15 protein-coding genes and 1 pseudogene are annotated in these 16301 nt (G+C 72.2%); 5 read left to right on the top strand and 11 right to left on the bottom strand.

Features of this window, described 5'->3' with window-relative positions; genetic code table 11:
* Positions 1 to 2 precede the first annotated feature (2 nt).
* The gene (locus AQI94_RS26135; RefSeq protein ID WP_062229959.1) at positions 3 to 737 is read left to right on the top strand and encodes a sirohydrochlorin chelatase; all 735 of its coding nucleotides are present in this window, start codon (positions 3 to 5) and stop codon (positions 735 to 737) included.
* Between the two features lie 29 nt (positions 738 to 766).
* Here AQI94_RS26135 and AQI94_RS26130 read toward each other — a convergent pair whose 3' ends face one another.
* Genes AQI94_RS26130 through AQI94_RS26120 form a run of 3 tightly spaced genes read right to left on the bottom strand, consistent with a single transcriptional unit; the run spans position 767 to position 2725 of the window.
* Entirely contained in the window at positions 767 to 1798 is a 1032-nt protein-coding gene (locus AQI94_RS26130; protein WP_031046406.1) for a ketopantoate reductase family protein, read from the bottom strand.
* A 20-nt stretch (positions 1799 to 1818) separates the two neighbouring features.
* A complete protein-coding gene (locus AQI94_RS26125; protein ID WP_031046408.1) occupies positions 1819 to 2184 on the bottom strand; it encodes a nuclear transport factor 2 family protein in 366 nt (121 codons plus the stop codon).
* Positions 2177 to 2725, bottom strand: coding sequence for a DUF1697 domain-containing protein (locus AQI94_RS26120; RefSeq protein ID WP_031046409.1), 549 nt, complete (start codon positions 2723 to 2725; stop codon positions 2177 to 2179). Before AQI94_RS26120 ends, AQI94_RS26125 begins: the two co-directional genes overlap by 8 nt.
* Before the next feature lie 234 nt (positions 2726 to 2959).
* Between AQI94_RS26120 and AQI94_RS26115 the strand changes: the two genes are divergently transcribed.
* Positions 2960 to 5224 carry an MMPL family transporter gene (locus AQI94_RS26115; RefSeq protein ID WP_031046410.1) on the top strand — a complete coding sequence of 755 codons (2265 nt, stop codon included), beginning with the start codon at positions 2960 to 2962 and terminating at the stop codon, positions 5222 to 5224.
* Between the two features lie 73 nt (positions 5225 to 5297).
* Here the strand turns inward: AQI94_RS26115 and mgt are convergent.
* The 5 genes and pseudogenes from mgt to AQI94_RS26090 form a co-directional block, all read right to left on the bottom strand.
* A pseudogene (gene mgt / locus AQI94_RS26110) lies at positions 5298 to 6570 on the bottom strand (macrolide-inactivating glycosyltransferase).
* Positions 6551 to 7327 (bottom strand): ErmE/ErmH/ErmO/ErmR family 23S rRNA (adenine(2058)-N(6))-methyltransferase, encoded by a 777-nt coding sequence (erm, locus tag AQI94_RS26105; RefSeq protein ID WP_031046412.1) that lies wholly within the window; start codon positions 7325 to 7327, stop codon positions 6551 to 6553. The pseudogene mgt and the gene erm overlap by 20 nt, the downstream one beginning before the upstream one ends.
* A gap of 261 nt (positions 7328 to 7588) precedes the next feature.
* A complete protein-coding gene (locus AQI94_RS26100; protein ID WP_031046413.1) occupies positions 7589 to 8863 on the bottom strand; it encodes an ABC transporter substrate-binding protein in 1275 nt (424 codons plus the stop codon).
* Entirely contained in the window at positions 8863 to 9696 is an 834-nt protein-coding gene (locus AQI94_RS26095; RefSeq protein WP_031046414.1) for a carbohydrate ABC transporter permease, read from the bottom strand. The genes AQI94_RS26100 and AQI94_RS26095 overlap by 1 nt, the downstream gene beginning before the upstream one ends.
* Positions 9693 to 10628: a carbohydrate ABC transporter permease gene (locus tag AQI94_RS26090; protein WP_031046415.1), complete on the bottom strand. Its 936-nt coding sequence runs from the start codon at positions 10626 to 10628 to the stop codon at positions 9693 to 9695. The genes AQI94_RS26095 and AQI94_RS26090 overlap by 4 nt, the downstream gene beginning before the upstream one ends.
* A 212-nt stretch (positions 10629 to 10840) precedes the next feature.
* Between AQI94_RS26090 and AQI94_RS26085 the strand changes: the two genes are divergently transcribed.
* Entirely contained in the window at positions 10841 to 11695 is an 855-nt protein-coding gene (locus AQI94_RS26085) for a phosphotransferase enzyme family protein (RefSeq protein WP_031046417.1), read from the top strand.
* Positions 11696 to 11714: 19 nt separating this feature from the next.
* On the opposite strand, the gene AQI94_RS26080 is transcribed toward AQI94_RS26085, so the two are convergent.
* Positions 11715 to 12620: a LysR family transcriptional regulator gene (locus AQI94_RS26080; RefSeq protein ID WP_031046420.1), complete on the bottom strand. Its 906-nt coding sequence runs from the start codon at positions 12618 to 12620 to the stop codon at positions 11715 to 11717.
* Positions 12621 to 12700: 80 nt separating this feature from the next.
* On the opposite strand from AQI94_RS26080, the gene AQI94_RS26075 reads away from it, so the two are divergent.
* Both AQI94_RS26075 and AQI94_RS26070 read left to right on the top strand, forming a co-directional pair.
* Positions 12701 to 13666 (top strand): DMT family transporter, encoded by a 966-nt coding sequence (locus AQI94_RS26075; protein ID WP_037942561.1) that lies wholly within the window; start codon positions 12701 to 12703, stop codon positions 13664 to 13666.
* On the top strand, positions 13663 to 14148 hold the full coding sequence (locus AQI94_RS26070; protein WP_051832255.1) for a YbaK/EbsC family protein: 486 nt from the start codon (positions 13663 to 13665) through the stop codon (positions 14146 to 14148). Before AQI94_RS26075 ends, AQI94_RS26070 begins: the two co-directional genes overlap by 4 nt.
* Before the next feature lie 7 nt (positions 14149 to 14155).
* Here AQI94_RS26070 and AQI94_RS26065 read toward each other — a convergent pair whose 3' ends face one another.
* Together AQI94_RS26065 and AQI94_RS26060 are read right to left on the bottom strand one after the other, a co-directional pair.
* A complete protein-coding gene (locus AQI94_RS26065) occupies positions 14156 to 14878 on the bottom strand; it encodes a 3'-5' exonuclease (protein ID WP_031046430.1) in 723 nt (240 codons plus the stop codon).
* A gap of 120 nt (positions 14879 to 14998) precedes the next feature.
* Complete coding sequence (locus tag AQI94_RS26060; protein ID WP_199814331.1) at positions 14999 to 16285, bottom strand: SAV2148 family HEPN domain-containing protein; 1287 nt, start codon at positions 16283 to 16285, stop codon at positions 14999 to 15001.
* Positions 16286 to 16301 lie beyond the last annotated feature (16 nt).

The raw sequence follows: 16301 nt of genomic DNA, 5'->3' as shown, positions 1-16301 counted from the left end.
CCATGAAGCCTGTCCTCCTGGTCATCGCCCACGGCAGCCGCGACCCGCGGCACGCCGCGACGGTGCACGCCCTTGTCCGCCGGGTGCGCTCGCTGCGCCCCGACGTACGGGTGGAGACGGGCTTCCTGGACTTCAACATCCCTTCCGTGCCCGGGGTGTTGGAGTCCCTGGCGGCGGAGGGCGTCCGTGACGTCGTAGCGCTGCCGCTGCTGTTGACGCGAGCGTTCCACGCGAAGGCGGACATCCCCGCGGTCCTCAGGGACGCGCCGCCGCAGCTGCGCATCCGGCAGGCGGAGGTGCTGGGCCCGTCCCCGCTGTTGCTGTCGGCGCTCGAACGGCGGCTGTACGAGGCGGGGTTGACGCCCGCCGACAAGTCCTCGACCGGGGTCGTGCTGGCCTCGGCGGGGTCCACCGACCCGGAGGCGATCGCAGTGATCGCTGATATCGCGCGGGAGTGGCGGCACACCGGTTGGTGCGCCGTGCGGCCTGCGTTCGCCTCCGCGGCCCTCCCCCGCACCGAGGACGCGGTACGCGAACTGCGGGCGCTGGGCTGCGCGAAGGTGGCCGTGGCGCCGTACGTCCTCGCCCCCGGCTTCCTGCCCGACCGCATCGCGCGGGGCGCGGCCGAGGCGGACGTGCTGGCCGAGGTGCTGGGGCCCGCGCCGGAGGTGGCGCGGGTGCTGCTGCGGCGGTACGAGAGCGCGTCGGCGCGATCGCTGCTGCGGGTGAGCGCGTGAGCCCCCGCCGGTAGGGCGACCCTGCTCCGCTACGGCTGTGCCGGCTTCCCTGCGGCGGCCTCGGACTCGTCGGCCAGCCGGACCAGCTCCTCCGGCGGCATCGAGCCGGCCTCCCGGCGTTCGCGGGCGTAGGTGTTGGCGAGCCGCTGGAGGAGGTCGTTCAGCGGGGTCGGTACGCCGTGCAGGCGGCCCAGGAGGGCGATCTCGCCGTTGAGGTAGTCGGCCTCGATGCTGCCGGTGCCGCGGGTGAGGGACTGCCAGGAGGAACCGCCGCCGCGCGGGGCGTCCTGGAGGGGCAGCAGAGTGACCTTGTCGCCGCGCAGCGCGCGCTGTTCCGCCACGCTCGCGTACCCGATCCCGGCCGCGTCGAGGACGGCCACGCCCTCGGCCCGTACCCGGTCGACGAGCGCCAGGGCCGCCTCGCTCTCGACGGGCCCGGTGACCGCCTCGACCGCGTTGGCGAGGTTGGACAGCAGTTTGGCGTACTGCCAGCGGGCGAGGTCCGGCACCACCGGTGCCTCGAACCGCGCCTTCTCCAGGTCGGCGGCGATCCGGCGGGCCGTCCCGTCCGTGCCGTGCGGATACCGGCCCAGGTGCAGGATGCCGGTGAGCGGACTGCCCGCGGCGGAGACGGCCCCGGGTTCGACGAAGGTCGCCGGCAGCCAGACGCAGACTCCGTACACGTGCCGGAAGCGGCGCAGGGCCATGCGCTGCCCCTCCACGCCGTTCTGCGCGCACAGCAGCGGCAGCCGCTCGGCCGCCGTGCCGCCGCCCTCGACCGGGGCCGGGCCCCAGGCGTCCAGGGCGCGTTCGGTGTCCTGGGTCTTCACGGCGAGGACGAGCACGTCGTCGGCGCGCAGGGCACCGAGTCCGGCCGGCCCGTCCACCACCGGGAGCCGGTACGTGAACTCGCCGTCCGGCACTCTCAGCCGCAGTCCGCCGTCCCTGAGCGCCGCGTGGTGCGCGCCCCGCGCGACCAGGACGACCTCGTGCCCGGCTCCCGCGAGCCGCCCGCCGACGGCCCCGCCGACCGCCCCTGCCCCGATGATGATGTAGCGCATGCAAGGAGCCTCGCACAGCGTCACCGCGCGAACGGCGTCGCCTGGTGGAAGTACAGCAGCCACCCGCCCGGGGTGCGCCGCCACAGCGAACTGCGGTGCGCGCGGCTGCCGTTGCGCTCGGTGTCGAAGGTGAGGTGAACGAGGTCCGGCGCGAGCCTGACCCCCTTCATCCCGGTCACCGTGACCGGTCCGGCGTCCTGGTCCGTGGTCCCGGCGAGGGCGGCGATGATCGACGTGCGGTCCCACCGCCGCCCGGACGCGCCGAACTCGTGGAACCCGGGGTGCAGCAGCGCGCCCACCTGCTCGGGCGAGGCCCGGACCTCGGGGTCGAGGAGCCGCAGCTCGCCCCGGACGGCGGCCTCCACGTCGGGGTCGCGGTCACTCACCGGTCATCTCCACCAGCTTGACGACCGTGTTCCAGTTGCGGCTGGTGGCGATCACGCCCTTGTTCAGCCGTGGCCTGGACAGGTACTCCGCGAGCTTGGAGCGCCCGAGGCCGTCCGGGACGTACAGGTACAGGGCGCGGTCGCCGAGGCGGAACTCCTCGGGGAGGTGGGCGGCCCGGTCGATCTCCGCGAAGCGGGCCGCGTCCACGGGGGCGGAGAAGTAGGTGACGTGGAGCTGCCTGCCCTCCAGTTCGGCGGCCGGGAAGGGGCAGTCGTCGACGATCGCCTTCAGATAGGCGTGGTCGCGGACGATCACGTCGACCGGGAAGCCGAACCGCTTCTCGATCGCCGCCGCGAGCTCGGCGGCCAAGGACTCCTCGTCGCCGTGGTCGGCGGTGAACACGGCCTGGCCGCTCTGGAGGTAGCTGCGTACACCGTCGTGGCCGAGGCCTTCCATCAGCGTGCGCAGGTCGGCCATGGGGACCTTCCTGCTGCCGCCGACGTTGATCCCCCGCAGCAGCGCCGCGTATGTCGTGGTCATGCGCACACCCTAGGACGGCGTTCGCCCGGACCCCGATCACCGCCCCGCACAAGGGTCGTTAGATGTAAGGGTCACGATCCTCCCCAGTGCGGAGGGCGCGCGGTCCCTTGGGAGGAGCCGGTGGTGCCCGCACTTCACCGGACAGCAGGACGAGACGCGTTTATCCAGCTCATACCTTCGAAGCGAAAGGTGACGGCAGGGGGCTGTCACCGCTCACGAGGGGGCAAGCCCGTCATGCGGAACGGAGACACAAGGGTGCGTGGCCTGGCCGCCCGGGCCGGCGGCTGGAGCGCACGGCACCGATGGGCTGCCGTCGGTATCTGGGTGCTGTTCGTCGTCCTGGCGATGGGACTCGGCTCGGCAGCGGGCCGGGTCGACGTCAAGGACAGCGACCAGCTCAAGGGGGAGACCCACACCGCCGCGAAGATCATCGAGGATGCCGGGATCGACGAGCCGGCCAGTGAGTCGGTGCTGATCCAGGCCAGGGACGCCGGTGGCAAGGCGACCGACGCCGACTTCAGGGCGGCCGTCTCCGCGGTCGTCAAGGCGGTCGAGGGCACCGGCAAGGCCACCGACGTGACCTCGCCGTACGACACGAGGACGATCTCGAAGGACGGCCGCAGCGCGCTCGTGCAGTTCGACATGCGCGGCGAGGCGGACACCGCCGGGGAGCGGGTCGAGCCGGTGCTGAAGGCCGTCGAGGGGGTGCAGAAGGAGCACGGGTCGCTGCGGATCGAGGAGATCGGCGGCGCCAGCATGATGAAGACGTTCGACGACGCGTTCGGCGACGACTTCGAGAAGGCCGAGCTCTCCGCGGTGCCGGTGGCCCTCGGCATCCTGCTCATCGCGTTCGGCGCGCTGGTGGCGGCGCTGCTGCCGGTGGCCCTGGCGGTCACCGCGATCATGGCGACGATGGGCCTGATGGGCGTCGTCAGCCATGTGATGCCGATGAGCGACACCGCCAACTCGGTGATGCTGCTGGTCGGTCTGGCCGTGGGCGTCGACTACTGCCTGTTCTATCTGCGCCGTGAGCGCGAGGAGCGGCAGGCCGGGCGGGACGCGCAGACCGCCCTGCGGATCGCCGCCGCCACCAGTGGCCGCGCGATCATCGTCTCGGGTGTCACGGTGTGCGTGGCGATGGCGGGCATGCTGTTCACCGGGCTCGCCGAGTTCGAGGCGATGGGCCTGGCCTCGCTGATGGTCGTGGCGGTCGCCATGGTCGGTTCCGTGACCGTGCTGCCCGCGCTGCTCTCCCTGCTGGGCGGGCGGGTCGAGAAGGGCAAGATCCCCTTCCTGCACCCGGAGAGCCGGCTGCGCCGCAAGCGGGGCGGCAACCGGGAGAGCCGCTTCTGGACCGCCGTGCTGAAGGGCGTGCTCGCGAAGCCGGTCGTCTCGGTCGTGGTCGCGGCCGGCGCGCTGCTCGCCATCGCGGCACCCGCGCTCGGCATGAAGACCCAGAACCTCACCCTGGACCAGGAGTTCGGCGACTCACTGCCGATCGTGCAGACGTACAACCGGGTCAACGACGCCTTCCCCGGCGGCTCCGAGCCGGCCGAGGTGGTCGTCAAGGCGGCCGACATCAACTCCCCCGAAGTCACCGGCGCGCTGGCCGACTTCAAGGCGAAGGCGATCTCCTCGGGCGCCTCGCGCGGGCCGGTCGAGATCAAGCTGCACGACGCGCAGAACCTCGCCTTCGTGTACGTCCCGCTGGTGGGCGGCTCCGACCTCGACAAGGCCGGACAGAGCCTGGACAAGCTGCGTGACGAGGTGCGTCCGGCCACCCTCGGCAAGGTCGACGGCATCGAGGCGCCGATCACCGGGCAGGTCGCCGGCTCCAAGGACTTCAACGACCAGCTGGCCGGAGCGGTCGTCCCGGTCTTCGCGTTCGTCGTGGTCTTCGCCTTCGTGCTGATGCTCCTGTCGTTCCGCTCGCTGACGGTCGCGATCACCTCGATCGTGCTCAACCTGCTGTCGGTGGGCGCCGCCTACGGCATCCTCGTCGCGGTCTTCCAGCACGGCTGGGGCGCGTCCCTGGTGGGCGCGGAGGGCGTCGGCGCCATCATCACCTGGCTGCCGCTGTTCCTCTTCGTGATCCTGTTCGGCCTGTCGATGGACTACCACGTGTTCGTGGTCTCCAGGATCCGCGAGGCACACCTGCGGGGCCGCAGCACCAAGGACGCGATCCAGCACGGCGTGGTCACCACGGCCGGTGTCGTCACCAGCGCCGCCGTCATCATGGTCGCGGTGTTCGCGATCTTCGGGACGCTGTCCATGCAGTCCATGAAGCAGATGGGCGTGGGCCTCGCGGCCGCCGTGCTCATCGACGCGACGATCATCCGGGGCGTGCTGCTCCCGGCGGTCATGGCGCTGCTCGGCGAGCGCAACTGGTACCTGCCGAAGTGGCTGCACCGGCTGCCGGACCTGACGCACGACGAGGCCGCGGACGCGGTGGCCGCGCCCGCGGCACGGGACGACGAGGGTGAGCCGCTGAGGGTCTGAGCCCTCCGCGGCGAGTCCGAACCCCCCTTGTACTGAGGGCCCGTTGGCAACCGGGGAGCCAGCGGGCCCTCTCTCATGCGCGCAGGTGCGCCTCGATGAGGTCGGCGGCCCTGCGCGTGCCGCCCTCCTGAGCCATCTCCGTCTGGACCGTCTTGAGCCGGCGGGCGGCCTCGGGGTCGTCGACGAGCGCGAGGGCGGCCTCGCGCAGCGCCCCTGCGGTCGCCTCCTCCGTGTCGATCCGGCGGGCGACCCCGAGGCCCTGGAGCATGTCCGCGTTGCCGAACTGGTCCACGGCCTGCGGTACGGCGATCATCGGGGTGGCGGTCGCCAGTCCCTCCTGGCTGCCGCCCGCGCCGGCGTGCGTGACGAACAGGTCGGCCTGCCTCAGGATCGCCAACTGCGGTACCCAGGAGCGCACTTCCACGTTCTCCGGTACGGGACCCAGCTCGGCCGGGTCCACGTGCCTGCCGATCTGGAGCACGAGGTGCCAGCCCGGGAGGTCTCCGAAGGCCCTGAGGCACTCCCGGTAGAAGCCGGGCCGCTTGGTGAAGGAGGAGCCCAGGGAGACGAGAGCCACCTTCTCGGCCCCGGCCGGACGCCGCCACTCCCCTTGCCCGCCGCGGTCCCCCTGGCAGGCGCCGACGAAGGTGTACACGCTCTCGTCGACCCGGTCGGCGTTCGGCTGCAGCGCCCTGGGGATCAGGACGAGGGAGCGGTCGGGGCGGCCGACGAAGGAGTCGGGGTGCAGGTCGATCCCGTTCTCCCGCAGCCAGTTCTGGAAGCGGGCGTAGTAGGCCTGCCCCCGTGCGGTGCTCCTCGGCTCGGCCCACATCGGCTCGGCGACCTCCTCCTCGTAGCCCTGCCAGGCGACGAGGTTCGGCGAGAGCGAGATCGCGGGCACCCCCCAGCGGTGGGCGAGGACGCGGGCCGGGTAGGCGGTGATGTCGTGCAGGACGAGATCCGGTTCGTCGCCCTCGTAGGCCTCGGCGAGCTGCGGCAGGGCCTGGATCGCGTCGCCGAGGAAGAGCTCCACGTGGTCGAGGAGTTCGCTGCCCCAGGCGGCCGGGTCGTCGTCGGGGCCGGGCAGGGTCGAGTGCCAGGGCTTCACCTCGGCCCCGGTCTCGGCGACCTTCTCGGCGAACAGGGGCGGGACGGCGTACGTGACCCGGTGCCCGCGCGCCACGAGCTCGCGGATCACCTCAAGGCTGGGGTTCACGTGGCCGTGGGCGGCGATGGAGAACATGGCGATGTGTAAGGTCATGAACCTCAGGCTGCACGAGACGAGACGTCTCGTGCAAGTTGTTTTGCCGGTGCCCGGTGCGACGCTCACGCCACCAGCACCTCATGAAGCCGCAGCCACCGTTCCGGCGCCACCTCACCCACGAGTACGCCGCGGTCGAGTCCGGCGGCACGAAACCCCGCGTCCACCCGGCGCCTGGGATGCGCCCGGCACAGGGACGCGTGCAGCGAGCCCCCCACCCCCGAGAAGCCCAGCTCCACCAGGGGCCGCCAGCCGGACAGGGCCTCGGGAGCGAGCAGGGGCGCACGACGCCGCTCGATCCGGAGGATCCCCGCGTCCACACGCGGAACGGGCCGGAAACCGCGCCGCCCGACCCGCCCCGCCAGCCGCCACTCGTACCGGGGCCAGCTCAGCACCGTCAGCAGAGTCCACCTCCCGTAGTCCCCGGTGCGTTTGCGGGCGTACTCCAGCTGGGTGAGCAGCGTCGCCTCGGTGAGGGCGGGGGCGCGCAGACACCAGTCGACGATCGCGGCCGTCCGGGAGAAGGGCACGTTCCCGGCGACCGAGAAGGCCGTACCGGGCGGGCGCGCCGCGAGGAAGTTCCCGCCGATCACCCGGACGTGCGGGGTGCGCGAGAAACGGGCGTCGAGCTCCGGGAGGAGCCGTTCATCGATCTCGTACGCGAGCAGCCGGCGGCAGCGCGGGGCGAGGAGTTCCGTCAACGCGCCTTTTCCCGCGCCGACTTCGAGAAGGAGCGGGGCTTGCGGGTGCGGTACGGCGACTGCCGCGAAGCGCGCTGCGGCCGCTCGGTCGGCGAGGAAGTTCTGCGAGAGTGCGCGGGAGACGCGCGAGGGGCGGGCCATGGCCTGCGGTCCTTGTCTTCCGGAAGTGGGAAAAGGGCAGACGAGGGCCCTGACCGGAAGACAGGAGAAAGGCGTACGGGACGAACCTGGCCGCGGGTGATCAGCGGCGGACGGGGCTCCCCGGACCGGTCAGGGCTCCGGGGCCGCGACGCATCCGTACGGAGTGCGTGAAGCCCCGGCCGAGACCGGTGAAGGGAATCGCGTTGTTCGCTGCCACGGCCGGAACGCTAGGGTGCCGTGCGGGCGGCGACAACCGGTTTTTCACCGCTGGTAGCGGGCCAGCACCAGGTTCCCGTCCTGCTCCAGCCGTTCACGCAGCTCACCGAGGCCGATCGCACCGCTGTAGTACTCCTGGAAGGCGGGCGTGGCGACCTTGTCCTTCCACTCCGGGTAGCCGCGGACGGACTGCGCGGGGGCCGTGGTGAGGCGGGAGGCCAGGGCGGTTCCGGTGGCCCAGCCGTCCTTCGTGACGTGCAGGGCCGGATCGGCGAGCGCCCGCGTCCCCGTGGGCAGCATCCAGTCCCCCAGCGCCAGCCGGACCATGTTCTTCGGCCGGAGCAGGAAGTCGATGAACTCGGCGGCCTGCTTCTTGTGCGGGCAGTCCTCGGCGACGGACAGGGTCTGCGGGCTGACGCCCTGGGTCAGCCCGTCGGCGCCGGCCGGGGCGGGCAGCACCTGCCATGCGAAACCCTTGGGCGCCTGCTGCGCGATCTGCTGACGGTAGGAGAACCCGAGCGGGACCATCGCGTACTTGCCGCCGAAGAAGCCGGACAGGGTGTCGGAGCCGCCGCTGCCGAGCGTGGTCGGCGAGGCGCTGCGGTCGGTGTTCGCCTGGTCGTGGATGGTGCGGGGCACGGTCTCGTCGGCCTTCTCGAAGCGGACGGTGACCTTTCCGTCGGCGCCCCGGTGGAAGAGTCGGCCGCCTGCCGACAACGACAGGTTGAGGGTCGCGGAGACGGGTTCCTTGAGCGGCCAGGCCACGCCGTACTTGCCGTCGCCGCTGAGCTGCCCGGTGATGCTCCTGAACTCCGCCCAGCTCCACGGGTGTTCGGGGGTGGGGATGCGTACGCCGGACTTCTTCAGCCACTCGGCGTTGGCGACGAGGACACGCGGCTCCTGGAGGAAGGGCACGCCGTAGACCCCGTCGCCGAAGGTGGCGGTCTTCCAACTCCGTTGCGGGATGTCCGACTTCAGTCGCCCGGGCAGCAGGTCCCGGAGGTCCGCGAGATAGCCGCCGTAGGCGAAGTCCGCGAGATCGTCGGAGGCGTCGTGGATGATGTCGGGCGCCTCGCCGCCCTCGAACGAGGTGAGCAGCTGGTCGTGGACGCTGTCCCAACTCCCCTGCACGTACTCGACCTTGACGCCGGGGTGGGTCGCGTTCCACTCCTTCACGAGTTCCTGGTTGGCCGCCACGGACTCCTCCTGCCAGGCGAGGGACTGGAAGCGGAGGGTGATCCGGCCGTCCCCGGACGTGCTCGGGCCGGTGCACCCGGCCAGGAGCAGGAGCAGGACTCCCACGAACCATCGTGTGCGCATCAGCTCTTCACCGCCCCGGTCAACATGCCTCCCGTGATACGGCGTTGGATGATGGCGAAGATGACCAGCGAGGGCAGGGTGGCGAGGAAGGCGGCCGCCGCCAGCGGGCCGAGGTCGGCGACCCCCTCCGCGCCGATGAAGTGGGTGAGGACGACCGGCAGGGTCTGTTTGTCGGCGGTCTTCAGCAGCACCAGGGCGAAGAAGAACTCGTTCCACGCGGTGATGAACGCGAACAGGGCCGTGGCCACGATCCCCGGCGCGAGCAGCGGCGCGGTCACCGACACCAGGGTCCGCAGGCGCCCGGCCCCGTCGACGGCCGCCGCCTCCTCCAGCTCGGTCGGCACGGCACGGACGTATCCGACGAGCATCCACAGCGCGAAGGGCAGCGCCCAGACGACGTACACCATGACCAGACCCACCAGGGAGTTGATCAGCCGCAGGTTCTTCAGCACCAGGAACAGCGGGATGATCACGAGCACGAGCGGGAACGCCTGGCTGACCACCACCCAGCCGGTGGCCGCCTTCGCGAGCCGGGTGCGGTGGCGGGCCATGACGTAGGCGAGCGGGGTCGCGATCAGGACGGCGATCACGGCGGCGGCCAGCGCGGCGAGCAGGGAGTTCCCGGCGGCGCGCAGCAGGGGCTGTTCGTCGAAGGCCTGCCGGAAGTTGTCGAGCGTGGGGTCCCTGGGGATCCAGGTGGGGTGCAGACTGCCCAGTTCCCGCGGGGACTTGAAGGCGGTGGAGACCAGCCAGAGGAAGGGAAAGGCGAGGAAGACGAGATAGGCGAGCAGGGCGGCGTACTGGCCGACGCGGCCGGAGGTGCTGGTCCTCATGCCTCGTCACCTCCCTTGAGCCGGCCGACGAGGAAGAGGGCGAGGAGGAGGGAGACGACGGCGACCATCACACAGCCCATCGCGGCCGCGTAGCCGAACTGGCCGTAGCGGAAGGCCTCTTCGTAGGCGAAGAGCATGGGCAGACGGGTGCGGCCGCCGGGTCCTCCGCTGGTCAGGACGTACACGAGGGCGAACGAGTTGAAGTTCCAGATGAAGTTGAGCGCGGTGATCGCGAGGGCGACCGGTCTGAGGGCGGGCCAGGTGACCGTGCGGAATCTGCGCCAGGCGCCCGCCCCGTCCATCGCGGCCGCCTCGTGGAGCTCGCGCGGGGTGTTCTGGAGGCCGGCGAGCAGGGTCACCGTCGTCTGGGGCATCCCGGCCCAGACGCCGACGACGATCACGGCGGGCAGCGCGGTGGACAGGCCACTGAGCCAGTCCCGGCCGTCTCCCAGGCCGAGGGTGCGGAGGGTCTCGTTGAGGACACCGGCGTCCGGGTTGTAGACGAGGCGCCACATGACTCCGACGACCACCTCGGGCATGGCCCAGGGGATGATCGCGAGGGCGCGGGCGAGCCAGCGCAGCTTGAGGTCCTGGTCGAGGAGCAGGGCGAGGCCGAGCGCCAGCAGGAACTGCGGCACGGTCACCCCGACCGCCCACACCAGGCCGATCCGGAACGACTCCCAGAACAGGGTGTCGTGCAGCAGGTCCCGGAAGTTGAGGCCGCCGATCCACTGGGTGGCCCGGGTCCGGCCCGACTGCGCGTCGGTGAAGGCCAGCGAGATCCCGTACAGCAGGGGGCCCACGCTCAGCACCAGGATCGGGATCAGCGCGGGCAGCACCAGGAACCAGGTTCCGTGGCCGGAAGGGCGCCGGCCGCCCTCGGCGCGCGGTGCGCCCCGCGCCGGCCGCTCCGTCGCGGTCACCAAGGTCACGTCATCGGCTCCTTCACGCGGCTCGTGACGATCCGGCCCTCCCGGCCTGGGCCTGAGTCATGGTCGTGAAGGGGGTATGCGCCGTCAAGGGCGCGGGCACACCGGCTCACCTGTGGGAATGCGAGACTGGCCGGGTGATGGCGTGAACTCGACGCCGTACGCGGTGGCACTGCACAGGCATGCGGAACAGGTCAGGACCGGGAGGCCGGACGATGGACGAGGCACGGGCGCGGGACGTACTGGCCGCGGCGGGACTGCCGGCGGGGACGGCGCGGTTGCTCGCCCTCGGCGAGAACGCCGTGTTCGCCGCCGGTGACCTGGTCGTCAAGGTGGGGCGCGACGCCGAACTCCTCGACCGGGCGCGCCGGGAACTGGACATCGCGGGATGGCTGGCGGAGGCGGGGGTGCCGGCCGTCCGGGCGGCCGAGCCGAAGGCACGGTCGGTCGAGGGGCACCCGGTGACCGTGTGGCACCGGCTTCCCGAGGCCGTACGGCCCGCCGAGCCGCGGGATTTGGCCGAACTCCTGCGGGTGGTGCACGCGCTGCCCGCGCCGCCCTTCGCGCTGCCTCCCCGGGAGCTGCTGGGCGGTGTCGAGCGGTGGCTGCGGCTCGCGGGCGACGCGATCGACCCCGCTGACGCGGCGTACCTGCGTGAGCGGCGGGACGGTTTCGCGGCGGCCGCGGCCGCGGTGACGCCTCATCTGCCGCCGGGGCCGATCCACGGGGACGCCCTCCCCCGCAATGTGCACGTCGGGCCGGACGGGCCGGTTCTCGTCGACCTGGAGACGTTCTCCTCGGACCTGCGGGAGCACGATCTGGTGGTCATGGCGCTGTCCCGGGACCGGTACGGGGTGCCCGCGGCGGCCTACGACTCCTTCACCGCCGCTTACGGGTGGGACGTACGGGAGTGGGAGGGGTGTTCGGTGCTGCGGGGAGCCCGGGAGACGGCCAGCTGTGCGTGGGTGGCTCAGCACGCGCCGGTCGATCCCAAGGCGCTGGCCGAGTTCGAGCGCAGGGTGACGTCCTTGCGGGACGGCGACGAGACGGTGCGCTGGTACCCGTTCTGACCCGTGGCGCGCCCCCGGGTCAGTCGTCCGCACCCCGGATGGTCCGTGCCGCCGACCTGAGCTCCGTGAGAACCGTACGGACCGCCCTCCTCGCCGTCCTCTCGGGGCGGTACAGGGCGTCGATGTGGCGTCTCGCCCGCACGCCGCTCAGGGGTCTCAGGACCAGCGCCGGATGCCGGGGCATGGTCCAGCGGGGCATCAGCGCCAGGCCGCCGCCCGCCGCCACGGCCTCCGCCGCCACCGCGAACTCGTTGATGCGGTGGGCCAGATGAAGGCGGCGGCCCGCTGCCGCCGCGATCGCCTCGATGGTCGCCATGACCGGGAAGCCGTCGTGGACGGTGATCCAGGGCTCGTCGGCCACGTCTGCCGGGGTCACCCGGCGTCCGGCCGCCAGCGGGTGGTCGGCGGGCATGGCCACGTCCAGGGGTTCGCGCAGCAGCGTGGTGGCCGTCACCGTGGGCGGCCAGGCGGGGGCGTGGTCGAGGCGGTGGGCCAGGACGATGTCGTACTCGCGGGTCAGGCGCGGGAAGTCCTCCTGCGGTACGTCCTCGTCGGCCAGCCTCGGCACGGGGGCGCCGGGACCGGCGAGGGCGCGCAGCAGCAGGGGGAAGAAGGCCGCGCCCGCGCTGTGGAAGGCCGCCACCGAGACCTCGCCGCCGGGCCGGTCCACGAACTCCTCGACCGTGTGGCGGGCGCGGGCCAGCGCCGTCTCCACCTCGATGGCCGCGCCCGCCAGCGCCTGACCGGCGTCCGTGAGCACCAGCCGTCTGCCGTCGCGTTCGGTCAGCGGCACCCTGACCGAGCGCTGCAACAGCCGCAGCTGCTGCGAGATCGCCGACGGGGTCACGAGGAGCGCCTCGGCGACCGCGGTGACGCTGCCCAGTTCGCCGAGCTCCCGCAGGATCCGCAGCTGTCGTTCGTCCACCACGACAGTGTAGGAGCACTAAAAGATCGTTGAAGAAACTGGCTCTGGGCTTCAGAGACCGAGCGGTGCAGGGTGGGCGGGTGTCCGACGCCCGCCGTACCGACGCGGTACTCCTGCTGGTCGCGATCGTCTGGGGTTCGAGCTATCTCTCCGCCCAGACGGCGACGTCCGCCCTCCCTGTCCTGCTGGTGCTCCTCGCCCGCTACGCCCTGTCCGCGCTCGCCTGCCTGGGAGTCGTCGCCGCCCCCGGGCGGGGACCGCGCCGCTGGACCCGCGAGGAGCTGCGGGCGGGAGTGCCCCTGGGCCTCACCCAGGCCGCCGTGCTGCTCGTCGAGACCTACGGCGTCGCCCACACCAGTGCCGCCAACGCGGGCCTCATCATCAGCCTGACCATCGTCCTCACCCCCCTCCTCGACCGCACCGGTCACCCGGGCGGTCTGCCACCCGCCTTCTACGCGGCCGCCGGGGTGTGCGTCCTGGCCGTCGGCCTCCTCATGGCGGGCAACGGCTTCCACGCGCCCCGCCTCGGCGACCTCCTGATGCTCGGCGCCGCGGTCGTCCGGGCCGGTCATGTCGCGCTCGTCGGCCGGCTCACCGCGGGCCGGACGATACGGCCGCTGCACCTCACGACCGTGCAGACCCTCCTCGGCACGGTCCTGTTCCTCCCCCTGGCCGCGCCCGATCTTCCGGCCCTGGCCCACGCGGACCCGGCCACCTGGACGCAACTGCTCTATCTCGCCCTGTTCTGCAGTGTGTTCGCCTTCCTCGCCCAGACCTGGGCCGTGCAGCGCACCTCGGCCAGCCGGGCCAGTCTGCTGCTGGGCACCGAGCCGATCTGGGCCGCGGCGGCGGGGGTCGCCCTGGGGGGCGAGCACCTCACCGCACTGGCCGGGCTCGGCGCGGTGATGATGATCACCGGCACCTACTGGGGGCAGTCCGTGGAGCGCGCCCGTCGCACCACCGCCCCGCCCCACCCCGCGGTTCATCCCACCGGAGAGGACACCCGATGCCCGGCGCCGACGCCTAGGACACCTACGACCGTCTGATCTCCCTTCTCGACGCCTCCCGCGTCGAGCACCGGCTGATCGACCACGCCCCCGAAGGCACCACGGACGCCGTGTGCGCGCTGCGCGGGCACCCCGCCTCCGAGGCCGCGAAGTGCATCGTGCTGCGGGTCAAGGTGGACCGGCGGACCACCCGGCATGTCCTCGCGGTCGTCCCCGGGGACCGGCGCGTGGACCTGGACGCGGTCCGGGCGCTGTACGCCGCGCGCTATGTCGGGTTCAGCGACGCGGAGACCGCCGAGCGGCTGGCCCGCGCGATCCCCGGCACGGTGCTGCCGTTCAGTTTCGATCCCGAGCTGGAGGTCGTCGCCGATCCGGAGGTCGTGAAGCAGCCCCGGCTGTACTTCAACGCAGCCCGGCTGGACCGGTCGCTGTGCATGTCGGGGGCCGACTTCCAGCGGGTGGCGAAGCCGCGGGTGGAGCCGGTCGCGACTCCTGCGCACGCGGACACGCCGACGGGGTGACGCCCGCTCACACCGTCTCGTCGGCCAGCTCGCGCAGCGGCCAGACGCCGTCGACCACGGCCGTCGCGTCGCCCTTGCGGCGCAGGAAGCTCTGGAAGTCCGCCGCCCACTCGGCATACCACTCGATCTGACGGTGGTGCAGCTCCACCGGGCCGAGGGCCGCGACCTTCGGGTGACGCACGGCTATCGCGCAGGCAAGCCGGGCCGCGGCGAGCGCGTCGGCACAGGCGTCGTGGGCGGTGTCGAGCGCGACGCCGTACTCCGTGCAGACCGCTTCGAGGTTGCGCTTGCCACGGCGGTAGCGGTCCACCGAGCGGTCGATGGTGTACGGGTCGATGACCGGGGCCGGGTCGAGGCCGCCGAGGCGCTCACGCAGGGACGGCAGGCCGTACCGGCGCAGTTCGGCGGAGAGCAGGCTCAGGTCGAAGGCGGCGTTGTAGGCGACGACCGGGACGCCCGTCTTCCAGTAGGTCGCGAGGACGTCCGCGATGGCGTCGGCGACCTGGTCGGCGGGACGGCCCTCCGCGGCCGCCCGCTCGTTGCTGATCCCGTGGACCGCCACCGCGTCCGCCGGGATCTCCACGCCCGGGTCCGCCAGCCACTCCCGGCGCCCCAGGGGCTGTCCGTCCCTGAGCTCGATCACGGCTCCGGTGACGATGCGCGCCTCGCGCGGGTCGGTGCCGGTGGTTTCCAGGTCGAAGCCGATCAGCAGCTCTCGGTGCCAGCCCATGGGCGGTCCCCCTTCTTGGTGGTGCTTTCCCCCAGTGGTCTCCACCTTCCCATGCGCCACTGACAGTCAGAGGGCCGCATTCCGCTTGGCATCGCCGACGCCCGGGAAAGCGGGGACACTTCAGGACACCGGACGCGAATCCACCCAGTTCGTCTCGAACTCCTCGCGGTAGGTCGGGAAGAGACCGCTGTCGTCCACATCGCCCGCCTTGACCACCCGGTTTCCGTTGCGCAGCACGAGGACCGGTGCCTCCATGCCCCGCGACCGGCGCAGATAGGACTGCACGACCGCGATGCCGTCGGAGCCGTCGCCGTCCACGAGGTAGGCCGTGAAGCGCGGGGTGTCGTCGTAGACCTGGATCTCGAAGGCGCCCGGGTCGCGCAGCCTGGAGCGCACCCGGCGCATGTGCAGGATGTTCATCTCGACGGCCCGGCTCAACTCGCCCCTCTTGAGACCCAGTTCCCGCTCGCGCCGCTTGACCGCGCTGGAGGCCGGGTTCAGGAACAGCAGCCGCACCCGGCAGCCGCCCTCGGCCAGACGCACCAGCCGGCGGCCGGAGAAGTTCTGCACGAGGAGGTTGAGGCCGATACCGACGGCGTCGAGGCGCCGGGCGCCGCCGAAGATGTCCTCGGCGGGAAACTGGCGCAGCAGCCGCACCCGGTCGGAGTGCACGGCGACCACGTCGGCGTACCGGTCGCCGACCAGGTCCTCGACCGCGTCGACGGGCAGCCGGCGGGCGGACGGCACGTCGCCGCCGGCGCCGAGTATCTCCAGGAGCTTGGCGGCGGCGCGCTCGGCCTGGCCGAGGACCGCCTCGGACAGGGCCCGGTTGCGGGAGACGACGTTGCGCGTCACCTCCAGCTCGTCCAGGGCCAGTTCGACGTCCCTGCGGTCGTCGAAGTAGGGCTCGAAGCACGGCCAGTGCTGCACCATCAGCTCGCGCAGCTGGGGCAGGGTGAGGAAGCTGAGGACGTTGTCGTCGGCGGGGTCGAGCAGATAGCCCTTGCGGCGGCTGACCTCACGGACCGCGACCGCGCGCTGGACCCACTCCTGTCCGGCGGGTCCGGCGGCCGCGACCACCCAGTCGTCGTGGCCGTGCACGGGTTCGTAGATGGGACGCAGAACAGCGGCCACGACAGCCCGTAGCCGCTGTTCGACGAGGTTCAGCCAGATGTAGGCACGGCCCGCCCGCTGCGCGCGCGTACGCACCTCGCGCCAGGCGTCGGCGTCCCAGTCCAGCTCCGGCCCGATCGTCGCTCCCGCGTCCATCGGCCGTGCCAGGGACACCGTGCCGGGCGGGGCGTCTTGGGAGTTCCCCTCGTGACCCTCGTCACCAGGGGGCAACTCCAGCCCTCCCGAGCCCACCCGCGCACCGCCTTCCGCTCCCCCGAGCACTCCCGGGGGCATGGCCCCACCCAACGAT

Origin of the sequence: Streptomyces pseudovenezuelae, from assembly GCF_001513955.1 — a bacterium.
Taxonomy (GTDB): Bacteria; Actinomycetota; Actinomycetes; order Streptomycetales; family Streptomycetaceae; genus Streptomyces; species Streptomyces pseudovenezuelae.
Note: the sequence above shows the minus strand (reverse complement) of the source record. Positions and strands in the feature narration are given on the sequence as shown.

Bases quoted from the DNA above. Each gene is read 5' to 3' on its own strand.
- AQI94_RS26135 (WP_062229959.1), top strand. From the start codon at position 3: ATGAAGCCTGTCCTCCTGGTCATCGCCCACGGCAGCCGCGACCCGCGG.
- AQI94_RS26130 (WP_031046406.1), bottom strand. From the start codon at position 1,798: ATGCGCTACATCATCATCGGGGCAGGGGCGGTCGGCGGGGCCGTCGGC.
- AQI94_RS26120 (WP_031046409.1), bottom strand. From the start codon at position 2,725: ATGACCACGACATACGCGGCGCTGCTGCGGGGGATCAACGTCGGCGGC.
- AQI94_RS26115 (WP_031046410.1), top strand. From the start codon at position 2,960: ATGCGGAACGGAGACACAAGGGTGCGTGGCCTGGCCGCCCGGGCCGGC.
- erm (WP_031046412.1), bottom strand. From the start codon at position 7,327: ATGGCCCGCCCCTCGCGCGTCTCCCGCGCACTCTCGCAGAACTTCCTC.
- AQI94_RS26100 (WP_031046413.1), bottom strand. From the start codon at position 8,863: ATGCGCACACGATGGTTCGTGGGAGTCCTGCTCCTGCTCCTGGCCGGG.
- AQI94_RS26095 (WP_031046414.1), bottom strand. From the start codon at position 9,696: ATGAGGACCAGCACCTCCGGCCGCGTCGGCCAGTACGCCGCCCTGCTC.
- AQI94_RS26085 (WP_031046417.1), top strand. From the start codon at position 10,841: ATGGACGAGGCACGGGCGCGGGACGTACTGGCCGCGGCGGGACTGCCG.
- AQI94_RS26065 (WP_031046430.1), bottom strand. From the start codon at position 14,878: ATGGGCTGGCACCGAGAGCTGCTGATCGGCTTCGACCTGGAAACCACC.
- AQI94_RS26060 (WP_199814331.1), bottom strand. From the start codon at position 16,285: ATGCCCCCGGGAGTGCTCGGGGGAGCGGAAGGCGGTGCGCGGGTGGGC.